15 protein-coding genes are annotated in these 16,858 nt (G+C 68.6%); 7 read left to right on the forward strand and 8 right to left on the reverse strand.

Annotated features, from left to right (window positions below; translation table 11 throughout):
• Positions 1-142 precede the first annotated feature (142 nt).
• A complete protein-coding gene (locus C5708_RS16830; protein WP_242922894.1) occupies positions 143-1,447 on the forward strand; it encodes an acyl-CoA dehydrogenase family protein in 1,305 nt (434 codons plus the stop codon).
• Positions 1,448-1,471: 24 nt separating this feature from the next.
• Here the strand turns inward: C5708_RS16830 and C5708_RS16835 are convergent, their stop codons facing one another.
• Positions 1,472-2,824 (reverse strand): MATE family efflux transporter, encoded by a 1,353-nt coding sequence (locus C5708_RS16835; RefSeq protein WP_242922896.1) that lies wholly within the window; start codon positions 2,822-2,824, stop codon positions 1,472-1,474.
• 114 nt (positions 2,825-2,938) lie between these two features.
• Between C5708_RS16835 and C5708_RS16840 the strand changes: the two genes are divergently transcribed.
• Positions 2,939-3,304, forward strand: coding sequence for a VOC family protein (locus tag C5708_RS16840; protein ID WP_242922898.1), 366 nt, complete (start codon positions 2,939-2,941; stop codon positions 3,302-3,304).
• Here the strand turns inward: C5708_RS16840 and C5708_RS16845 are convergent, their stop codons facing one another.
• From C5708_RS16845 to C5708_RS16855, 3 genes are all read right to left on the reverse strand, one after another.
• A complete protein-coding gene (locus C5708_RS16845; RefSeq protein ID WP_242922900.1) occupies positions 3,305-3,757 on the reverse strand; it encodes a DUF4345 domain-containing protein in 453 nt (150 codons plus the stop codon).
• The gene (locus C5708_RS16850; protein WP_242922902.1) at positions 3,754-4,137 is read right to left on the reverse strand and encodes a VOC family protein; all 384 of its coding nucleotides are present in this window, start codon (positions 4,135-4,137) and stop codon (positions 3,754-3,756) included. Before C5708_RS16850 ends, C5708_RS16845 begins: the two co-directional genes overlap by 4 nt.
• 125 nt (positions 4,138-4,262) lie before the next feature.
• Positions 4,263-7,229 (reverse strand): TonB-dependent receptor, encoded by a 2,967-nt coding sequence (locus C5708_RS16855; RefSeq protein ID WP_242922904.1) that lies wholly within the window; start codon positions 7,227-7,229, stop codon positions 4,263-4,265.
• A 490-nt stretch (positions 7,230-7,719) separates the two neighbouring features.
• Here C5708_RS16855 and groES point away from each other — a divergent pair, with 490 nt between their 5' ends.
• Together groES and groL are read left to right on the forward strand one after the other, a co-directional pair.
• A complete protein-coding gene (gene groES, locus C5708_RS16860; RefSeq protein WP_242922906.1) occupies positions 7,720-8,007 on the forward strand; it encodes a co-chaperone GroES in 288 nt (95 codons plus the stop codon).
• Positions 8,008-8,070: 63 nt separating this feature from the next.
• On the forward strand, positions 8,071-9,708 hold the full coding sequence (groL, locus tag C5708_RS16865; RefSeq protein ID WP_242922907.1) for a chaperonin GroEL: 1,638 nt from the start codon (positions 8,071-8,073) through the stop codon (positions 9,706-9,708).
• Between the two features lie 10 nt (positions 9,709-9,718).
• On the opposite strand, the gene C5708_RS16870 is transcribed toward groL, so the two are convergent.
• Positions 9,719-11,302 carry a demethoxyubiquinone hydroxylase family protein gene (locus tag C5708_RS16870; protein ID WP_242922908.1) on the reverse strand — a complete coding sequence of 528 codons (1,584 nt, stop codon included), beginning with the start codon at positions 11,300-11,302 and terminating at the stop codon, positions 9,719-9,721.
• Between the two features lie 130 nt (positions 11,303-11,432).
• Between C5708_RS16870 and C5708_RS16875 the strand changes: the two genes are divergently transcribed.
• Entirely contained in the window at positions 11,433-11,777 is a 345-nt protein-coding gene (locus tag C5708_RS16875) for a metalloregulator ArsR/SmtB family transcription factor (protein ID WP_242922909.1), read from the forward strand.
• Between the two features lie 46 nt (positions 11,778-11,823).
• Here C5708_RS16875 and C5708_RS16880 read toward each other — a convergent pair whose 3' ends face one another.
• Together C5708_RS16880 and C5708_RS16885 are read right to left on the reverse strand one after the other, a co-directional pair.
• Positions 11,824-13,041, reverse strand: coding sequence for an RtcB family protein (locus C5708_RS16880; protein WP_242922910.1), 1,218 nt, complete (start codon positions 13,039-13,041; stop codon positions 11,824-11,826).
• A 332-nt stretch (positions 13,042-13,373) separates the two neighbouring features.
• Positions 13,374-13,985 carry an NAD(P)-dependent oxidoreductase gene (locus C5708_RS16885; protein ID WP_242922911.1) on the reverse strand — a complete coding sequence of 204 codons (612 nt, stop codon included), beginning with the start codon at positions 13,983-13,985 and terminating at the stop codon, positions 13,374-13,376.
• 153 nt (positions 13,986-14,138) lie between these two features.
• Between C5708_RS16885 and C5708_RS16890 the strand changes: the two genes are divergently transcribed.
• The gene (locus C5708_RS16890; RefSeq protein ID WP_242922912.1) at positions 14,139-14,507 is read left to right on the forward strand and encodes a helix-turn-helix domain-containing protein; all 369 of its coding nucleotides are present in this window, start codon (positions 14,139-14,141) and stop codon (positions 14,505-14,507) included.
• Positions 14,508-14,616: 109 nt separating this feature from the next.
• Positions 14,617-15,021 (forward strand): hypothetical protein, encoded by a 405-nt coding sequence (locus C5708_RS16895; RefSeq protein ID WP_242922913.1) that lies wholly within the window; start codon positions 14,617-14,619, stop codon positions 15,019-15,021.
• Between the two features lie 12 nt (positions 15,022-15,033).
• Here C5708_RS16895 and C5708_RS16900 read toward each other — a convergent pair whose 3' ends face one another.
• Positions 15,034-16,833 (reverse strand): cation:proton antiporter, encoded by a 1,800-nt coding sequence (locus tag C5708_RS16900; RefSeq protein WP_242922915.1) that lies wholly within the window; start codon positions 16,831-16,833, stop codon positions 15,034-15,036.
• Between the last annotated feature and the right edge of the window lie 25 nt (positions 16,834-16,858).

Raw genomic sequence — 16,858 nt, forward strand, 5'->3', positions numbered from 1 at the left:
CACTCACTCTCGCTCGGCGGCGCCGAGGCCGACAAGACCGCTTGCCCTAAACGGATGCTCAGGCCAATATCAGGCCAGTCAAACAACTGTTCGAATTTTGCCGCCCGGTCGCGGGCCGCAACAGGAAACGCCGGAGCGCGCCATGGATTTCGACATCTCCCCCAAGCAACGGATGTTCCTCGACCGCGTCGTCGCCTTCATGGACGAGCACGTCTATCCGGCGGTCCCGGTCTACGAGGCCGAGATGAACGTCCTCGGTAAGGAGCGCTGGAAGGTCGTCCAGGTGGTCGAGGAGCTGAAGAAGAAGGCCAAGGCCGCTGGCCTGTGGAACTTCTTCATGCCGCCGCATTCGGGCCAGACCCACGTCGACGACACCTTCGTGTTCGAGGGCGAGCAGCTGACCAACCTCGAATACAGCCTGATCGCCGAACAGCTCGGCAAGATCGGCTTCGCCTCGGAAGTGTTCAACTGCTCGGCGCCCGACACCGGCAACATGGAAGTGCTGATGCGCTACGGCACCCTGGAGCAGAAGGAGCGCTGGCTGCGTCCGCTGATGAACGGCGAGATCCGTTCGGCCTTCCTGATGACCGAGCCGGCGGTGGCCTCGTCCGACGCCACCAACATCGAGACCCGCATCGAGCGCGACGGCGACCACTACGTCATCAACGGCCGCAAGTGGTGGTCCTCGGGCGTGGGCGATCCGCGCTGCAAGGTCGCCATCGTCATGGGCAAGACCAATCCCGACGCCTCCAGCCACCAGCAGCAGAGCCAGATCCTGGTGCCCATGGACGCCCCGGGCATCGAGATCGTCCGCATGCTGCCGGTGTTCGGCTATGACGACGCCCCGCACGGCCACGCCGAGGTCATCCTCAAGGACGTGCGCGTGCCGGTCGAGGACGGCCTGCTGCTGGGCGAAGGCCGCGGCTTCGAGATCGCCCAGGGCCGCCTGGGCCCGGGCCGCATCCACCACTGCATGCGCACCATCGGCTCGGCCGAGGTGGCGCTGGAGAAGATGTGCAAGCGGCTGATGACCCGGAAGGCCTTCGGCAAGTACATCTCCGACCACTCGGTGTGGGAGCAGCGCGTCGCCGAGGCCCGCACCAATATCGAGATGTGCCGCCTGCTCTGCCTCAAGGCCGCCGACATGATGGACAAGGCGGGCAACAAGTCGGCCCGGCTCGAGATCGCCATGATCAAGGTCGCCGCCCCGAACATCGCCCTGAAGATCATCGACGACGCCATCCAGGCGCACGGCGGCGGCGGCGTCACCTCCGACTTCGGCCTGGCCCGCATGTACGCCGGTCAGCGCACCCTGCGCCTGGCCGACGGCCCGGACGAGGTGCACAACCGCACCATCGCCCGCATGGAGTTCGGCAAGTACGGCGACCTCGCCTACCAGCAAAAGGCCGAGCGCGAGCGCGCCCGCGAGGTCGCGGGCATCCGCTAGGGCTGATGATCGCCTCCGCCCGGTTCAGGCCGGGACGGGGGCGTCGGGCCTGAAAGTGCGGCGGGTCAGGCGCGGCGTCAGCCAGGCCTGGCCCGCCGTTCTTGCGAGGAAGAACAGCGAGAAGGCCAGCCATACGCCGTGATTGCCCAGCGGCCGAGCGGCGAACAGGGCGACGACGAACGCCGCCAGCGCGGCGGCCATGCTGAGCAGCATGGCCCGCGTCCAGCTGGAGCCGATGAACACCCCGTCATAGACGAACGAGGCCACCCCGAGCAGCGGCAACAGCACGGCCCAGCCGACATAGGCCCGCGCGGCCGCCGTCACCGCCGGGTCGGTGCTGAAGCTGGCCGCCAGGCGCGGGCCGCCTAACAGGTAGCCCGCCGCGATGACCGCCGCCGCCAGGCCCGACCAGACCAGCACCGCCCGCACCGTGCGCCCGAACCGCGCCCTGTCGCCGGCGCCCAGGGCTTCGCCGCACAACACCTGGGCCGCGCTCTCGAAGCCGTCGAGCAGCAGGGCCGACAGCATGAACAGCTGATAGAGGATGGCGTTGGCGGCCAGGATCGTCGCCCCCTGCTCGGCCCCGGCCCGGGTCAGCAGCACCGTGGCGCTCATCAGCAGCAGGGTGCGGCCGAACAGGTCGCGGTTCAGCCGGAACAGAGCCGCCAGCGCCGGCGCCCGCCAGGTCGCCGGCTCGCGGACCAGCGCGAGCGCCCGGCGTGCCGGGCCTTCCCGCGCGGCCATGGCGGCCAGGGCCAGCAGCTTCAGCGCCTCGGACAGCAAGGTCGCCGCCGCCACCCCGGCGACGCCCAGTCCCAACCCCAGCACCAGGGCGAGGTCCAGGGCGATATGGACAAGATTGGCGCCGACCTCGACCGCCAGCACCGCCCGCACGCTGCGCCGGCCGATCAGCCAGCCGGTCAGCACGCAGTTGGCCAGCCAGGCGAGCGCGCTCCAATAGCGGATATCGACATAGAGGCGGGCGAGCTCGGCCACCTTGCCGCCGGCGCCCAGCAGGTGCAGGCCCAGCGGGACCAGCAGCGGACGCGCCAGCAGCAGCAGCGCGCCGACCGCCAGCGCCGCCGCCAACCCGCGCGTCAAGGCGGCGGCCTGGGCGTCCGGATCGTCGCGCCCGGCCGCCTGGGCGGTGAGCGCCACCGTGCCCGAACGCAGGAAGTTGAACACGATCAGCAGGGTCATCAAAAGCTTGGCGCCGACCTCGACGCCGCCCTGGGCCGCCGCATCGCCCAAGCGGCCGATCACCCACATGTCGGCCAGGCCGAACAGGGCGGTGGCGACATTGGTCAACATGGAGGGCAGGGCGATGGCCAGGATCGACCGGCGCAACGCGGCCGCCGTTTCGGGCCCTTGGCTCATGGTCCCGCACTGGCCGCGCCGGCCGCGGCGGTCAAGCCGGATTCGACGGATCGATCCGGTCGACGACGGCGCGGGGCGGGCCTAGAGTGGCCGCGCCCCAGCCCGGAGGCGGCGATGATCCGCACGCGCGGCCTGACCCATATCGCCCTCGCCGTCCGCGACCCGGAACGGTCGTTGCGCTTCTACGAGGCCCTGCTCGGCGTGCGCGAATATTATCGCGACGACACCACCATCCAGGCCCTGGGGCCCGGGCCGTTCGACGTGCTGGCCTTCGAGCGGGCCCCCGCCCTGGTCGGCCGCGAAGGGGCGATCCGGCATTTCGGCTTTCGTCTGGTCGATCCGGCCGATATCGACCGCGCGGTCGACGAGGCGACAGCCGCCGGCGGCGCGCTCGACCGTCGCGGCGAGTTCGCCCCGGGCTTTCCCTACGCCTTCATCCGCGATCCCGACGGCCACGAGATCGAGATCTGGTTCGAATAGTCAGGTCACGGCCGACGCCATGTCGGCGCGGATGATCTCCAGATAGAGCCAGAGCGGCGCGGCCAGAACCACGCCCATGGCGGCCTCCAGGACCAGCGCCCCGCCCTGACGCCTGTCGCGCGCGCCGGTCGCCATGGCGAAGGCCCGCACCGCGGCGGCGCCGAACCAGGCCAGGGCCAGGGCCGCGGCCATGCAGGCGCCGATGCGCGGCGACACCGCCAGGACGACGCCGGTCACGCCGTGCGGCGCCAGGATCAGGCCGCCCAGGCGCGAGCGCGCCTCGACCGTCCCGGCCGGCGCCTGGTCGGCGGCCGGCTGCAGCCCCATCAGCGCCAGGGCTCGGAACGGGCGGACGAGGGCGTAGGCGCCGACCGTCGCGCCGGCGACGCAGGCGACCACCCCGCCCATCAGGGCCAGGTGCAGCATCGCCCGCAGGACATGGGCCTCGTTCATCCCGGCGTGCGGCAGACGGCCTCGATATTGGCGCCGTCAGGATCGAACACGAAGGCGCCGTAGTAGTCGGGGTGATAGTGCGGGCGCGGTCCCGGCGCGCCGTTGTCGCGGCCGCCGGCGGCCAGGGCGGCGGCGTGGAAGGCGTCGACCGCGGCCCGGTCCGGCGCGGCCAGGGCCAGGTGCAGCTTGCCGCGCACGCCGTCCGCGCCGGCGATCCAGAAGAACGGCCGATCGACGCCGTAGCCGGCCACCTCGACCCCGCCGGTGTGCTCGAGCGGGACCATGAACAGCCGCTTGATCCCCAGGGGCGCCAGGGCGCGGTCGTAGAAGGCCGCCGATCGCGCGAAATCGGCGACGCCGAAGGTGACATGGTCGAGCACGGGGGCATCCCTCGTCGCGGTTCCGGAACGAGGCGACTTGGCCCCACGCCCATCGCCGAGGCAAACAAAAAAGAACGGCGGACCTTGCGGCCCGCCGTCCAATCAACTTCGTCGAAGCTCGGTTCTTATTGGAACTTCAGCTTCACGCCCATGAAGATCTGGCGGCCGAAGACGTCGTAGTAGTTCGGAATGGTGTCCAGCGCCTGGGTGCCCGAGGCGCCCGAGACGAAGAACGGCGGGGCCTTGTCGCCGATATTGTTGACGCCGCCGTACACCGAAGCCCAGTCGTTGATCTGGTACCGCGCCGAAATGTCGTTGTACCAGTAGTCCGGAACCTTCGGCCCGTCGACGAAGGGCGACATGCCCGTCTCGCCGATGTAGCGGGCGGTCCACGACACGTCGAACTTCTTGTAGAACCACTTGGTGGTGAAGTTGCCCTGGCGCTTCAGCCAGCCCTGGTCCGAGGTCGAGCCGCCGGCGAAGCCGAGCAGGTCGATCTTGGGCTGGCCCTTCAGCGGCACTTCGTCGGCCTTGTCGTAGAAGGTCATGATGCCGTTGAAGCTGACCTTGCCCAGATCGGGAGCGTTCTGGAACAGGTCGTTCAGGGCGACGCTGTAGCTGACTTCGAGATCGACGCCGCTGATGTTGTACTCAGCCAGGTTCTGCACCTGGTTGTTGACGGCCAGCAGGGCGTAGGGGCCCTGCGGGACCAGCGGGTTGGCCCCGCGCTGGACCTGCGAGCAGAACTGCGCACGGCCGGCGCCGGCGGTGTCGTAGCAGAGGTTGGTCGTCAGCTGACGGCCGACCGAAGCGATTGCGCCGTTCAGGTCGATCTCGAACCGGTCGAGCGTGACCGTGAGGCCGCGGAACCACACCGGCGCGTTCTCCAGGCCGGCGGCCTGGAAGACCAGACCATAGGTCAGGGTTTCGCTCTCTTCGGGCTTCAGCGCCGGGTTGCCGCCGTCGAAGCCGCCGACGCTCTGCTGGACCTGCAGGACCGGGCTGTAGTTGGCCGGAATGCCGTCGGCGAGACAGTTGGCCGCGCGCGTGGCGTTGGCGTTGCGGTTGGCCGCGGTGCAGGGGTCGACGACGACGCCGAAGGTCTGGCTGAGGCCGGCGACGTCCTCCAGGGTCGGCGCGCGGACCGACTTGGCCTTCATGACCCGGAAGCGCAGGCTCTGGATGGGCGACCAGTCGCCGCCGATCTTCCAGGTGTCATAGCTGCCGACGGTGCTGCCGTCCGACCAGCGATAGGCGCCCTCGACATTGATCGACTTGGCGAAGGGCAGGTCCTTGACGACCGGCACGTTGGTTTCGACGTAGGCTTCGTTGGTGCGGAAGGTCGTCGACTTCAGGTCCTGGATCTGGTTGCCGGTGACGATGCCCCGGTTGATCTGGTCGTCGTAGTCGACAAAGGCGGTGGTGCGACGGGATTCGACGCCGACCGCGACCTGCAGCGGCCCGGCCGGCAACTCGTAGATCGACCCCGAGAGGAACGCCTGGGCGTCTTCCAGGGTGTGCTCGCCGCGCTGGCCCGCATTGACGGTCAGATAGTTCTTCATCGCGTCGGTGTAGGGCGCGAACGGATTGACGGGGACGCAGCCCTGAGCCCGGGCCACGGGATCGGCGCAGCGATAGCCGCCGGGCTTGGCCGGATCGGCTTCGACGCGGAGGCCGTTATAGAGATTGACCTTGGAGACCAGGCCGTTGGAGATCGAATCGAGCTTGGTCTGACCGTAGGTGTAGGACGCCTCCCACTTCCAGTCCCGGCCCAGGCCGAACAGGGTGTCGAGATTGCCCTTCAGGCCGCCGGAGAAGCGGATGGTGTCCCGCTCGTTGATGGCGCTGCGCAGGCCGAACTGGTCGAAGCGCTGCGACCAGGTGATCGGCGTGGTCTGGCCGGCCGCCAGATACTGCGCGCGCAGGTTGGCGGGGATGAACGGGTTGTCGCCCGGGATGCTGGCCTCGACGGCGTTGCCGATCAGGTCGCTGGACGACTGGAACGGGTGGCCTTCGAACGGCGCGCGGGTCTTCGACAGGCCGTAGTTGACTTCGAGGAACGCGTTGATGTTCGAGGTCAGCGCGTAATCGACGTCGAACGCGCCCATGATCCGCTCGGTGGGGATCGCCAGGGTGCGGCTGCCGTTGCGGTTATAGCCGTCGATCGAGGGCACGAACCCGATCACGCCATTGGGATTGTCCGCGGTCGGCGTGGTCGAGAAGCTGCCGTCGCGCCGGGTGAAGCTGCCGTTGAACGCTTTGTTGGGGCCGTTGATGAAGAAGCGGCCTTGCGGCGCCACGCCGGAGAAGGCGGCCGGGCCGCGCACCGGATCGCCCGGATAGTTCCAGGCGAAGTCCTGGGCGCACAGGTAGCGGTCGGCGCAACGGACGAGGCCCTGGTAGTCGTACTGGACCGTGGCCAGGAAGTGGCCCTTCGAGCCGATGTCGTGGCCGACCATGACATAGGCGTTGGGGTTGATGTTGTCTTCGTTCTTGATGGCGAAGCCGTGGCCGAAGCCCAGTTCGAGGCCGTTGAAGTGCTTCTTGGTGATGATGTTCACCACGCCGGCCACCGCGTCGGCGCCGTAGACGGCCGAGGCGCCGCCGGTGATGACTTCGATGCGCTCGATGTTGGCGGACGGCAGGGTGTTGAAGTCGACCGCGGTCGATTGGACGTTGCCGGCCGGCACGCGGCGGCCGTTGATCAGCACCAGCGAGCGCTGGGTGCCGAGATTGCGCAGGTTGACCAGGTTGAGGCCCGAGCTCGTCGCGCCGGAGAAGGTCGACTGGGTGCGGGACGCGCCGAACGCGGCCGAGAACTGCGGCAAGGTCGTCAGGACGTCGACGATGTTGTTGTGGCCTTGCTGCGACAGCTTGTCGCCGCCGATGACCTGGACCGGGGTGGCGGCCACGACATTGGTGCGGGCGATGCGCGAACCGGTGACGACCAGTTCGTCGACTGCTTCACCCTCGCCCTTGGCGGCGGCCGGCTGGCCTTGGGCATGAGCCGCCGAGGCCGCCGACACGGCGATCAGGGCGCTGCAGAACAGCGTAGAGGCGAGCAGATGCTCGCGCCTGGACAGAATGCGCACGTAATCCTCCATTCGCACGCGCCTTCGCGCACGAAGTCCCTAGTGATTGAGTTGTAGTGGTCAGGAGCCCCCCAACCATTGGGGTCATCACGCCCCATCAGGCAGGCTTAGGTCAATCCGAAGGTTACAATAGCGAAATAATTTTGAGCTCAATGCGCCATATAAGACACATATATTTCTTCGATTTTCCAGATCAAAACGAACGTTAAATAGAATCTACTTTTCATTATACTTTGAAATAAGAAAATTTTCTCTATGCCGCGCTCAAAAAGGAAAATCCATTCCTATAGATCGACCGCCAAGCGACAGCACGTCGCCGACGCCTCGAAAAGCGATCCGAATGTCGCGGCGATTTTTGCGGCGATCCTTGACTCCCGGCCGCCCCGCCCATACCTCCGGCGGCGTTAGCACTCAGGGGGAGCGGCTGCTAAACGCACGTCCCCTCCTGAGCGCCCGGCTATCGCAACCGATCCCTAAGGGAGAGCACATCATGGCGTTTCGTCCTCTTGGCGACCGCGTCCTCGTGAAGCGCGTCGAGGAAGAACAGAAGACCAAGGGCGGGATCATCATCCCCGACACCGCCAAGGAAAAGCCGCAGGAAGGCGAAGTCATCGCCGTCGGCCCCGGCGCCCGCGACGACAGCGGCAAGATCCAGCCCCTCGACGTCAAGAAGGGCGACCGCATCCTGTTCGGCAAGTGGTCCGGCACGGAAGTGAAGATCGACGGCGAAGATCTCCTGATCATGAAGGAGAGCGACGTCCTGGGCGTCGTCGAGTAAGCGCCCGCTTCGCCTGACCACCTGAATTCCAAACCTTATTCATAAAGTCGGAGAGCAGAGCCAATGGCCGCCAAAGACGTCTATTTCGGCACCGACGCGCGCGACAAGATGCTGCGCGGCGTCAACATCCTCGCCAACGCGGTGAAGGTCACCCTGGGCCCCAAGGGCCGCAACGTGGTCATCGAGAAGTCCTTCGGCGCTCCGCGCTCGACCAAGGACGGCGTGTCGGTCGCCAAGGAAATCGAACTGGCTGACAAGTTCGAGAACCTCGGCGCCCAGCTGATCCGCGAAGTCGCCTCGAAGACCAACGACAAGGCCGGCGACGGCACCACCACCGCCACCGTCCTGGCCCAGGCCATCGTCGTCGAAGGCCTGAAGTCGGTCGCCGCCGGCATGAACCCGATGGACCTGAAGCGCGGCGTCGACAAGGCCGTGCAGGCCGTGGTCGCCGAGATCAAGTCGGTGTCCAAGAAGGTCACCACCAACCAAGAGATCGCCCAGGTCGGCGCCATCTCGGCCAACGGCGACCATGAGATCGGCGACATGATCGCCAAGGCCATGGAAAAGGTCGGCAACGAAGGCGTCATCACCGTCGAGGAAGCCAAGTCGCTGGAAACCGAACTCGACGTCGTCGAGGGCATGCAGTTCGACCGCGGCTACCTGTCGCCGTACTTCATCACCAACGCCGACAAGATGGAAGCGGTCCTCGAAGACCCGCAAATCCTGCTGTTCGAAAAGAAGCTCTCCTCGCTGCAGCCGCTGCTGCCGGTGCTGGAAGCCGTCGTCCAGTCGGGCCGTCCCCTGCTGATCATCGCCGAAGACGTCGAAGGCGAAGCGCTGGCCACCCTGGTGGTCAACAAGCTGCGCGGCGGCCTGCGCGTCGCGGCGGTCAAGGCTCCGGGCTTCGGCGATCGCCGCAAGGCCATGCTGGAGGACATCGCCATCCTGACGGGCGGCCAGGTCATCAGCGAAGACTTGGGCATCAAGCTGGAGAGCGTCACGCTCGACATGCTGGGCCGCGCCAAGAAGGTGACCATCACCAAGGACGACACCACCGTCGTCGACGGCGTCGGCGCCAAGGCTGACATCGAAGGCCGCATCAGCCAGATCAAGAAGCAGATCGAGGACACCACCTCGGACTACGACAAGGAAAAGCTGCAAGAGCGTCTGGCCAAGCTGGCCGGCGGCGTCGCGGTGATCCGCGTCGGCGGCGCCACCGAAGTCGAAGTCAAGGAACGTAAGGACCGTGTCGACGACGCCCTCAACGCGACCCGCGCGGCCGTGGAAGAAGGCATCGTGCCGGGCGGCGGCGTCGCCCTGCTGAAGGCCTCCAAGGCCCTCGACGGCGTCAAGGGCGACAACGCCGACCAGACGGCCGGCGTCGCCATCGTCCGCCGCGCCCTGCAGGCCCCGATCCGTCAGATCGCCGAGAACGCCGGCGTCGAAGGCTCGATCGTGGTCGGGAAGATCCTCGAGAACAGCTCGGCCACCTTCGGCTTCAACGCCCAGACCGAGCAGTATGTCGACCTCGTCGCCGACGGCGTCATCGACCCGGCCAAGGTCGTCCGCACCGCCCTGCAAGACGCCGCCTCGGTGTCGGGCCTGCTGATCACCACCGAAGCCGGCATCGTCGAAGCGCCGAAGAAGAACGCCCCCGCGCCGGCCATGCCGGGCGGCGGCATGGGCGACATGGACTTCTAAGTCCAGCCGTTCAAACGTCGATGGAGGGCGGAGCCGCAAGGCTCCGCCCTTTTTCTTTGGCTAGATGAGGCGGCATCGTCGAGATCGTGCGAGCCGCCGCGCCATAGGTCGAACACCAGATCAGCACCTCCGTGGCCCCTGCGATCAAGGCGTTCAACCATGCTAGGCCCCCAGATGAACGGCGCGAGACGGCGAAGGCGAGATGCGTCTGCTCCTCGGCGTCCACCGCGGCGATCGCCGCAGCGAGCGCCTCGTCGCGACCAGCCAGCCACGCGACCTGTCCCGTCAAATGCCCATGCACCGTTCGCTCGACCGCCTCGGTGCACACCAAAATGGCGTCACGTCCCAAGGCCGCCGCGAACAGGCCCAGCGCCAGGCCGCCGGCGGCCCAGAAGCCGAGGGTGCGACATGGCCTGACGTCGCGTTCCTTCATCAGGCGCGCGAATGTCGAACGGTGCTCTTGTTCGTGGGCTAGGGTCTCCGTCAGGAAGTCCGCCAGGTCCGGCGCTCGAAAGCGAGCGAGCCAGAGTTGCCCCCGATAGATCCGGATGGCCCCGACCTCCCCCGCGTGATTGACGCGGAGCAGACGAGCGATCTCTCGCCGGTGATCGCCGCCATGCGCCTGCGATGCCGGGACCGGCCCCATCTCAAGCTCTCGCGCGCGTACAGCGGGGCCGGCCGGTCTCAGCGCGCCCCGTAGCGGCAGCGTCGCCGGCGTGCGGATGTTCCAGGCCAGGCCAAGCAACGCCAGAAGCTGGATGAACCGAAATCCCGGATCGAACTGGCCGGGATAGAGCCCCATTCGCGCCGAGCCGGGGAAGGCGTGATGATTGTTGTGCCAGGCCTCGCCCATGGTCGGGATCGCCGCCCAGGGCACGTCGTGAGCCTGGACGCCGGCGCCGTCGACCAGCCACGACTGCGGCCCCTGGCGATGGGCGAGGCGGCCGACCAGCCAATGGCCGTTGACCGAGACGGCGACACGCACGCACACGCCCCACACGACCCAGGACCACCCCCCCAGCGCGTAGAGCGCCAGGGCGACCGGCGCCTGCTGAAGCACCCAAGTCCGCTCAAGCAAGCGATAGAACCGATCGTCGCCGACGCCAGGTCCTGGGGCGAAGATCGGCGGCCGGGCCAGGACCAGCCTGCAATGCAAGCACCACCACCAGTCACGCCAGACCGGCGCGGCGTGGGCCAGCGCCGGGTGGCAGCGCGGCTGGCGCTGGGCCCAATCGCGCGTGTCGTGGACCCGCATCATCCACAATGGCCCGCTCATTCCGACCGCCGTCCCGATCCAGACCAGGACGTATTCGAGCCAGCGCGGACAGTCGAAACTGCGGTGGATCAACCGGCGATGAAAGCCGACGGAGTGACCGAGCAGCAAGACCGCGCCCGTGGCGGCGAGGAAGACCGTCAAGGCGCTCCAACTGAACGTCAGCGCCCCGAGGACCAGGGCCGCCGCGACCACCGCGCCGTTCCATGAAGAATGGACGGGGTCCCATCGCATCACCCCCTCAAGCGGATCGGCGTCGGGACCAATCCGCAGCGAATTTACCGCGTGGGGATCTTCGACGTGGCGGACCAACGGCTCCATCGACGGCTCCTCATGAGGCGATGTCGTAATTTCGCAATTAATTTATTTCTTAAATTCTTGCGAGAGCGGAGGCAAGAAATTAATGAAATCCTTAAGCGTGCGCGCTCAACAAGTCCCGGAAAGCCTTTTCATGCAACGCGTCTTCGAAGCCCTCGCCTCCGTGGTTCGACGCAAGATCCTGGCCTATCTGGCCCATGCCGAACTGACGGCGGGCGAGATCGCCGCCCGCTTCGAAATCTCCAAGCCGGCGGTGTCGCAGCATCTGGGCGTGCTGGAGGCGGCCGGGCTGGTGCGCAGCGAAAAGCGCGGCCAGTACGTCTATTACAGCCTGACGCCGGACAACCTGATCAACACCCTCAACGACTTCGCCCAGGAGGTCTGCCCGGTCAGCAAGGTCCTCAAGGCCGAAAGCGCGACCATCGCCGCGGATCAGGTCGAACCGGATTCGAAACGGGGTTCCTCCAGCCGAACGTGAGCCAGAGACGTAACGCCGCCCGGCCTTCGCCGGGCGGCGTCCGCATTCAGCCCTTCACGCACACCACCTGGCGCAGGGTGTGGACGATATCCACCAGGTCCGCCTGGGCGGCCATCACGGCGTCGATGTCCTTGTAGGCCATCGGCGTTTCGTCGATCACCTCGGCGTCCTTGCGGCATTCGACGCCCTCGGTGGCGCGGACGTGGTCCTCCACCGTGAAGCGCCGCTTGGCCTCGTTGCGGCTCATCGCCCGGCCGGCGCCGTGCGAGCAGGTGCAGAACGAGTCCGCGTTCCCCTTGCCGCGCACGATGAACGAGCGGGCGCCCATCGAGCCGGGGATGATGCCCAGTTCGCCCTCGCCGGCCCGCACCGCCCCCTTGCGGGTGACGAACACCGTCTTGCCGAAGTGATGCTCCCGCGCGACGTAGTTGTGGTGGCAGTTCACCGCGGTCTCCGTCGTCGCCAGGTCCGGGAACGCCTGACGCAGCACGCCCAGCACCTGGTCCATCATCACCTCGCGGTTGGCGAGGGCGTAGGTCTGCGCCCAGTTCACCGCCTCGATGTAGTCGGTGAAGCCCTCGCTGCCCTGCGGCAGGTAGGCGAGGTCTTGGTCCGGCAGGTTGATGAACCAGCGCCGCATGTCGCGCTTGGCCAGTTCGACGAAGTAGGAGCCGAACCGGTTGCCCACCCCGCGCGAGCCGGAGTGCAGCATCACCCAAAGGCGGCCTTCTTCATCCAGGCAAAGCTCGATGAAGTGGTTGCCGGTCCCCAGGGTGCCCAGGTGGCCGAAGCCGCGCTGGTGCGCCGCCTTGGGGTGCTTGGCGATCACCGCTTCATAGCCCGGCTTCAGCACGGCCCACTTGTCGGCCGCCAGGGCCGGCGGCTCGGCCGCCCAGGCGCCCTTGTCGTTGCGCCCGCCGTTGTCGGTCCGGCCATGCGGCACCGCCGCCTCGATGGCGGACCGCAGCCCCGCCAGCGAATCCGGCAGATGCTCGGCCCGGATCGAGGTCCGCACCGCCATCATGCCGCAGCCGATGTCGACGCCGACCGCCGCCGGGATGATCGCCCCGACGGTCGGGATGACCGAGCCGACGGTGGCGCCCATGCCCCAGTGCACGTCGGGCATCACCGCCACGTGCTTGTGGATGAACGGCAGGCTGGCGACGTTGCGCAGCTGCTTCATGGCCGACTCTTCGATCGGCACGCCCCGGGTCCAGGCCTTGATCGGCGCGCCCGGGCTTTCGATGATTTCGAACCCGCCCATACGGGTTCTCCTTTCCTTGCCGCCCCTCCTGGCGTCGCGGTCGGCAAGGTCTTCGCACAAATGAAGAACCCCTCCGGCCGGGCCAGGAGGGGTTCCTTCGTACATCCCAAGTCCTAGGACTTCAGGCCGTTCCCCCTCCCATGCGCGCGCGCTCACCGACGACCGGGCGGCCGAAGGTGTTGAACGCGGGCATATTGGGCTGGGCTTTGTGCGCCATGGTCCTCATCCTTGGGAGCGTCGCGGATAACACGGGTCGCCGCGCGAGCGCCATCCCGCCACGCGGAAAAGTCGCAAGCGCCGACCCAGAAGCCACGGAGAGTGGCGAAAAAGCCTCAGTAGCCGACCGTGAACCGCCGGCGGCGGCGCTGGGGCGTCTCCAGTTCGTCGACCAGGGCGACGGCGTAGTCCTCGAACGAGATCGAGCTCTTGCCGTCCGCCGCGGTCAGCAGCTGGTCGTCGCCGAGGCGGAAGACGCCGGTGCGCTCGCCGGGAACGAACAGGGCCGAGGGCGACAGGAAGGTCCAGTCGAGATCCGGCTCGGCGCGCAGGGCTTCCAGGAAAGCCGCCCCGCCCAGGGCCTCCGGCTTCCATTCGGCGTGGAAGAACGGCTGGTCGACCAGCCGCTGGCCGGGCGCGACCTCCAGGCTGCCGGCGCCGCCGACCACCAGATAGCGAGGAACGCCGGCGTCCTTGACCGCGCCGATCAGCACCGCCGGATCGCTCTGCAGGAACTTCACGGCGCTGACCGCCGCGTCGACGCCCTCGAGCGCCCGCGCCAGGGCGGCGCGGTCGCCGGCGTCGGCGCGGACGACGTCGAGGTCGGGCCGGGCGGCGAGCGCGCCGTCGCGCCGCACCACGGCGCGCACGCGATGGCCGCGCCGCAACAGTTCCTCGACGATGCGCGAGCCGACGTTTCCGGTCGCGCCGATCACGGCGACGTACATGGCGGGGTCCTTTCCCGTTGGTCTCGGTTTGAGAGCCGGTATAGATCAGGAACCGATGTGAAGCCTCGGCGGCCTCGCCGCAAGACGGGTTTTCGGCGTCACCAGGTGACGCCGGGGTAACCGGCCGCCGTCCGATCGCGCCGAAGGACCGTCATGCCGACCACTCGCCCGCCCGCCCCGTCCCCCTGCCCGATCCGCGACGTACTGGACCGCATCGGCGACCAGTGGAGCTTCCTGATCCTGCAGAACCTCGACGGCGGCGCGCTGCGGTTCACCCAGCTCAAGCGGGCCGTCGGCGACATCTCGCAGCGCATGCTGGCCCAGACCCTGCGGCGGCTGGAGCAGGACGGCCTGGTCTCGCGCACGGTGTTCCCCACCGCCCCGCCGCGGGTCGACTACGCCCTGCCCCCGCTCGGCCGCTCGCTGATGCAGCCGCTGGGGGCGCTGGTCGCCTGGGCCGAGGCCAGCCAGGCGCAGGTGCGCGCCGCGCGGGCGGCCTATCAGCGGCCCGAGGCGGCCTGAAGCCGCCTCGTCCCGTTTCGGGAAACCCTTCTGAAAGAACCATGATCTACCGAAGGCAGGCGGACGAGTCGCATCGCCCGCGCCGACGCGCCTTCGAGGGACCCTTGCGATGCAGCCTGACGTCCAGGCTTTCCTTCACGCCGAGACCGGCGTGACCACCTGGGTGGTCGCCGACCCGGCCACCGGCCTGTGCGCCATCATCGACCCGGTGCTCGACGCCGGCGGGGCCACGGCCTCGGCCGACGCCCTGATCGCCGCCATCCGCGAGCGCGACTTCGGGCCGACCTGGATCCTGGAGACCCGCGCCGACGGCCCCTCGGCCGCCGCCCACGTCAAGTACGAGACCGGCGCCTCGGTGGCCGGCGCGGCCGGACCGGGCCGCGAACCGGATTCGACGCTGTCCGGCGGCGAGACCCTGCCGCTGGGCGCCCTGGCCATCGCCGTGGTCAACGTGCCGGGCCGCGGCCTGGCCTACGCCATCGGCGAGCGGACCTTCGCGCCGCCCGAGGCCTGAGCCGTCGCCGCCTCAGCGCCCGCCGGCCATGCGGTCGCGCGCGCGGCGGACGCGGCCGCCCAGGGCGTCGGGACGGTTGAAGTCCTTGCGGAACTCGTCGCGCTTCTCGTGGATCGAGGCGATCACCAGCCCCATCGGGATGCCGATGTCGACCAGCACCGCCTCGGAAAGCTGCAGCGAGGCCTCGATGGTCTCGGGCACGGCGTCGGTGGCCCCAAGTTCGTACAACGCCTTGGCGTGACGGGCGTCACGCGCGCGGGCGACGATGGTCAGGTCCGGCCGCTCGGCCCGCGCCGTGGCCACCACCGCCTCGACGCCCTCGGGCGAATCCATGGTCACCACCAGGGCCGGCGCGTCGCCCAGGCCGCAGCGGCGCAGGAACTCGGTCCGCGAGGCGTCGCCGTAGAAGATGACGGTCCCGGCCCGGCGCCCCTGGTCCACCAGCCTGGGGTCGCGCTCGGCCGCCACCCACGGGATGTCGTGCCGCGACAGCATCTCGCCGACCAGGCGGCCGACGCGGCCATAGCCGACCACCAGCACCTTGGGCCGCTCCCCCTCGATCGCGGACGCCCTCGGGTCGGTCGCCGGCGCCGGCGCGGCCTCGGGCGGCCCGGCCTTCTTCGACAGCCGCTTGCCGGCGGCCGCCAGGATCGGGATGGCGAACATGGTCAGGGTGGCCGAGACCAGCAGCGGCTCGCCCAGGCGGCGGGGCACCACGCCCTCGCCCATGGCCGCGTCGAGGATGACGAAGGCGAACTCGCCGCCGGCGGCCAGCACCAGGGCCGTCTCCAGGGCGCGGCCGCTCTTCATGCCGAACAGGCGGCCAAGGCCGAACACCACCACGGCCTTCAGCGCCAGCAGACCGACCGCCGTCCCCAGCACCAGCACCGGGTGGCGGGCCAGGATCGACAGGTCGAGCCCGATGCCCACCGACAGGAACAGCAGGCCGAGCAGCAGCCCCTTGAACGGCTCGATGGTCACTTCCACCTCGTGCCGGTACTCGGTCTCGGCCAGCAGCAGGCCGGCGACGAAGGCGCCCAGCGCCATCGACAGGCCGATGACCGCGCTGACCAGGCCGGCGCCGATGACCACCAGCAGGCAGGCGGCCAGGAACAGCTCCTCGCTCTTGGCCCGCGCCACCGACTTCAGCATCGGCCGCAGGACCAGCCGGCCCAGCACGACGATGGCCAAAAGGCCAAGGGCGGCGGGCGCGAAGGTCAGCAGCAGCTTGGGGTCGAACCCCTCGCCCTGACGGCCCAGCACCGCCACGGTGATCAGGATCGGGGCGACGGCGAGGTCCTGGAACAGCAGCACCGAGAAGGCGGCCCGGCCGGCCTCGGAATGCAGCCGCTTCTGTTCGGCCAGCACCGGCATGACGATGGCGGTCGACGACAGGGACAGGGCCGCGCCCACCGCCAGGGCCGCCGCCAGCGGCTGGCCCAGCAGGCCGGCGGCCACGGCGATCACCGCCGCGCACAGGCTGACCTGCAGCGCGCCCAGGCCGAACACCATCCGGCGCATCAGGCGCAGCCGCTCCCATGACAGCTCCAGCCCGATCATGAACAGCAGGAAGACCACGCCGAACTCGGCGATCTGGCCGATCTCGGCCGGGTTGTCGACGGTGAAGGCGCCCAGCCAGGGCGCGACGCCGGTGAAGCTGCCCAGGCCGTAGGGTCCCAGCGCCACGCCGGCGCCCAGGAAACCGAGAATGGGATTGACCTTCAGCCGCTGGAACAGCGGCACCACCACGCCGGCGGTGGCGAGGAACAGCACGAGGTCCTTGTAGTCGCCTGCGCCGACGCCGTGCTCCATCGATCCCCTCTTCCTCCGCCGCTCG

The sequence above is a fragment of the Caulobacter sp. CCUG 60055 genome (genome assembly GCF_022750545.1).
In the GTDB taxonomy this organism is placed as follows: Bacteria; Pseudomonadota; Alphaproteobacteria; order Caulobacterales; family Caulobacteraceae; genus PUIC01.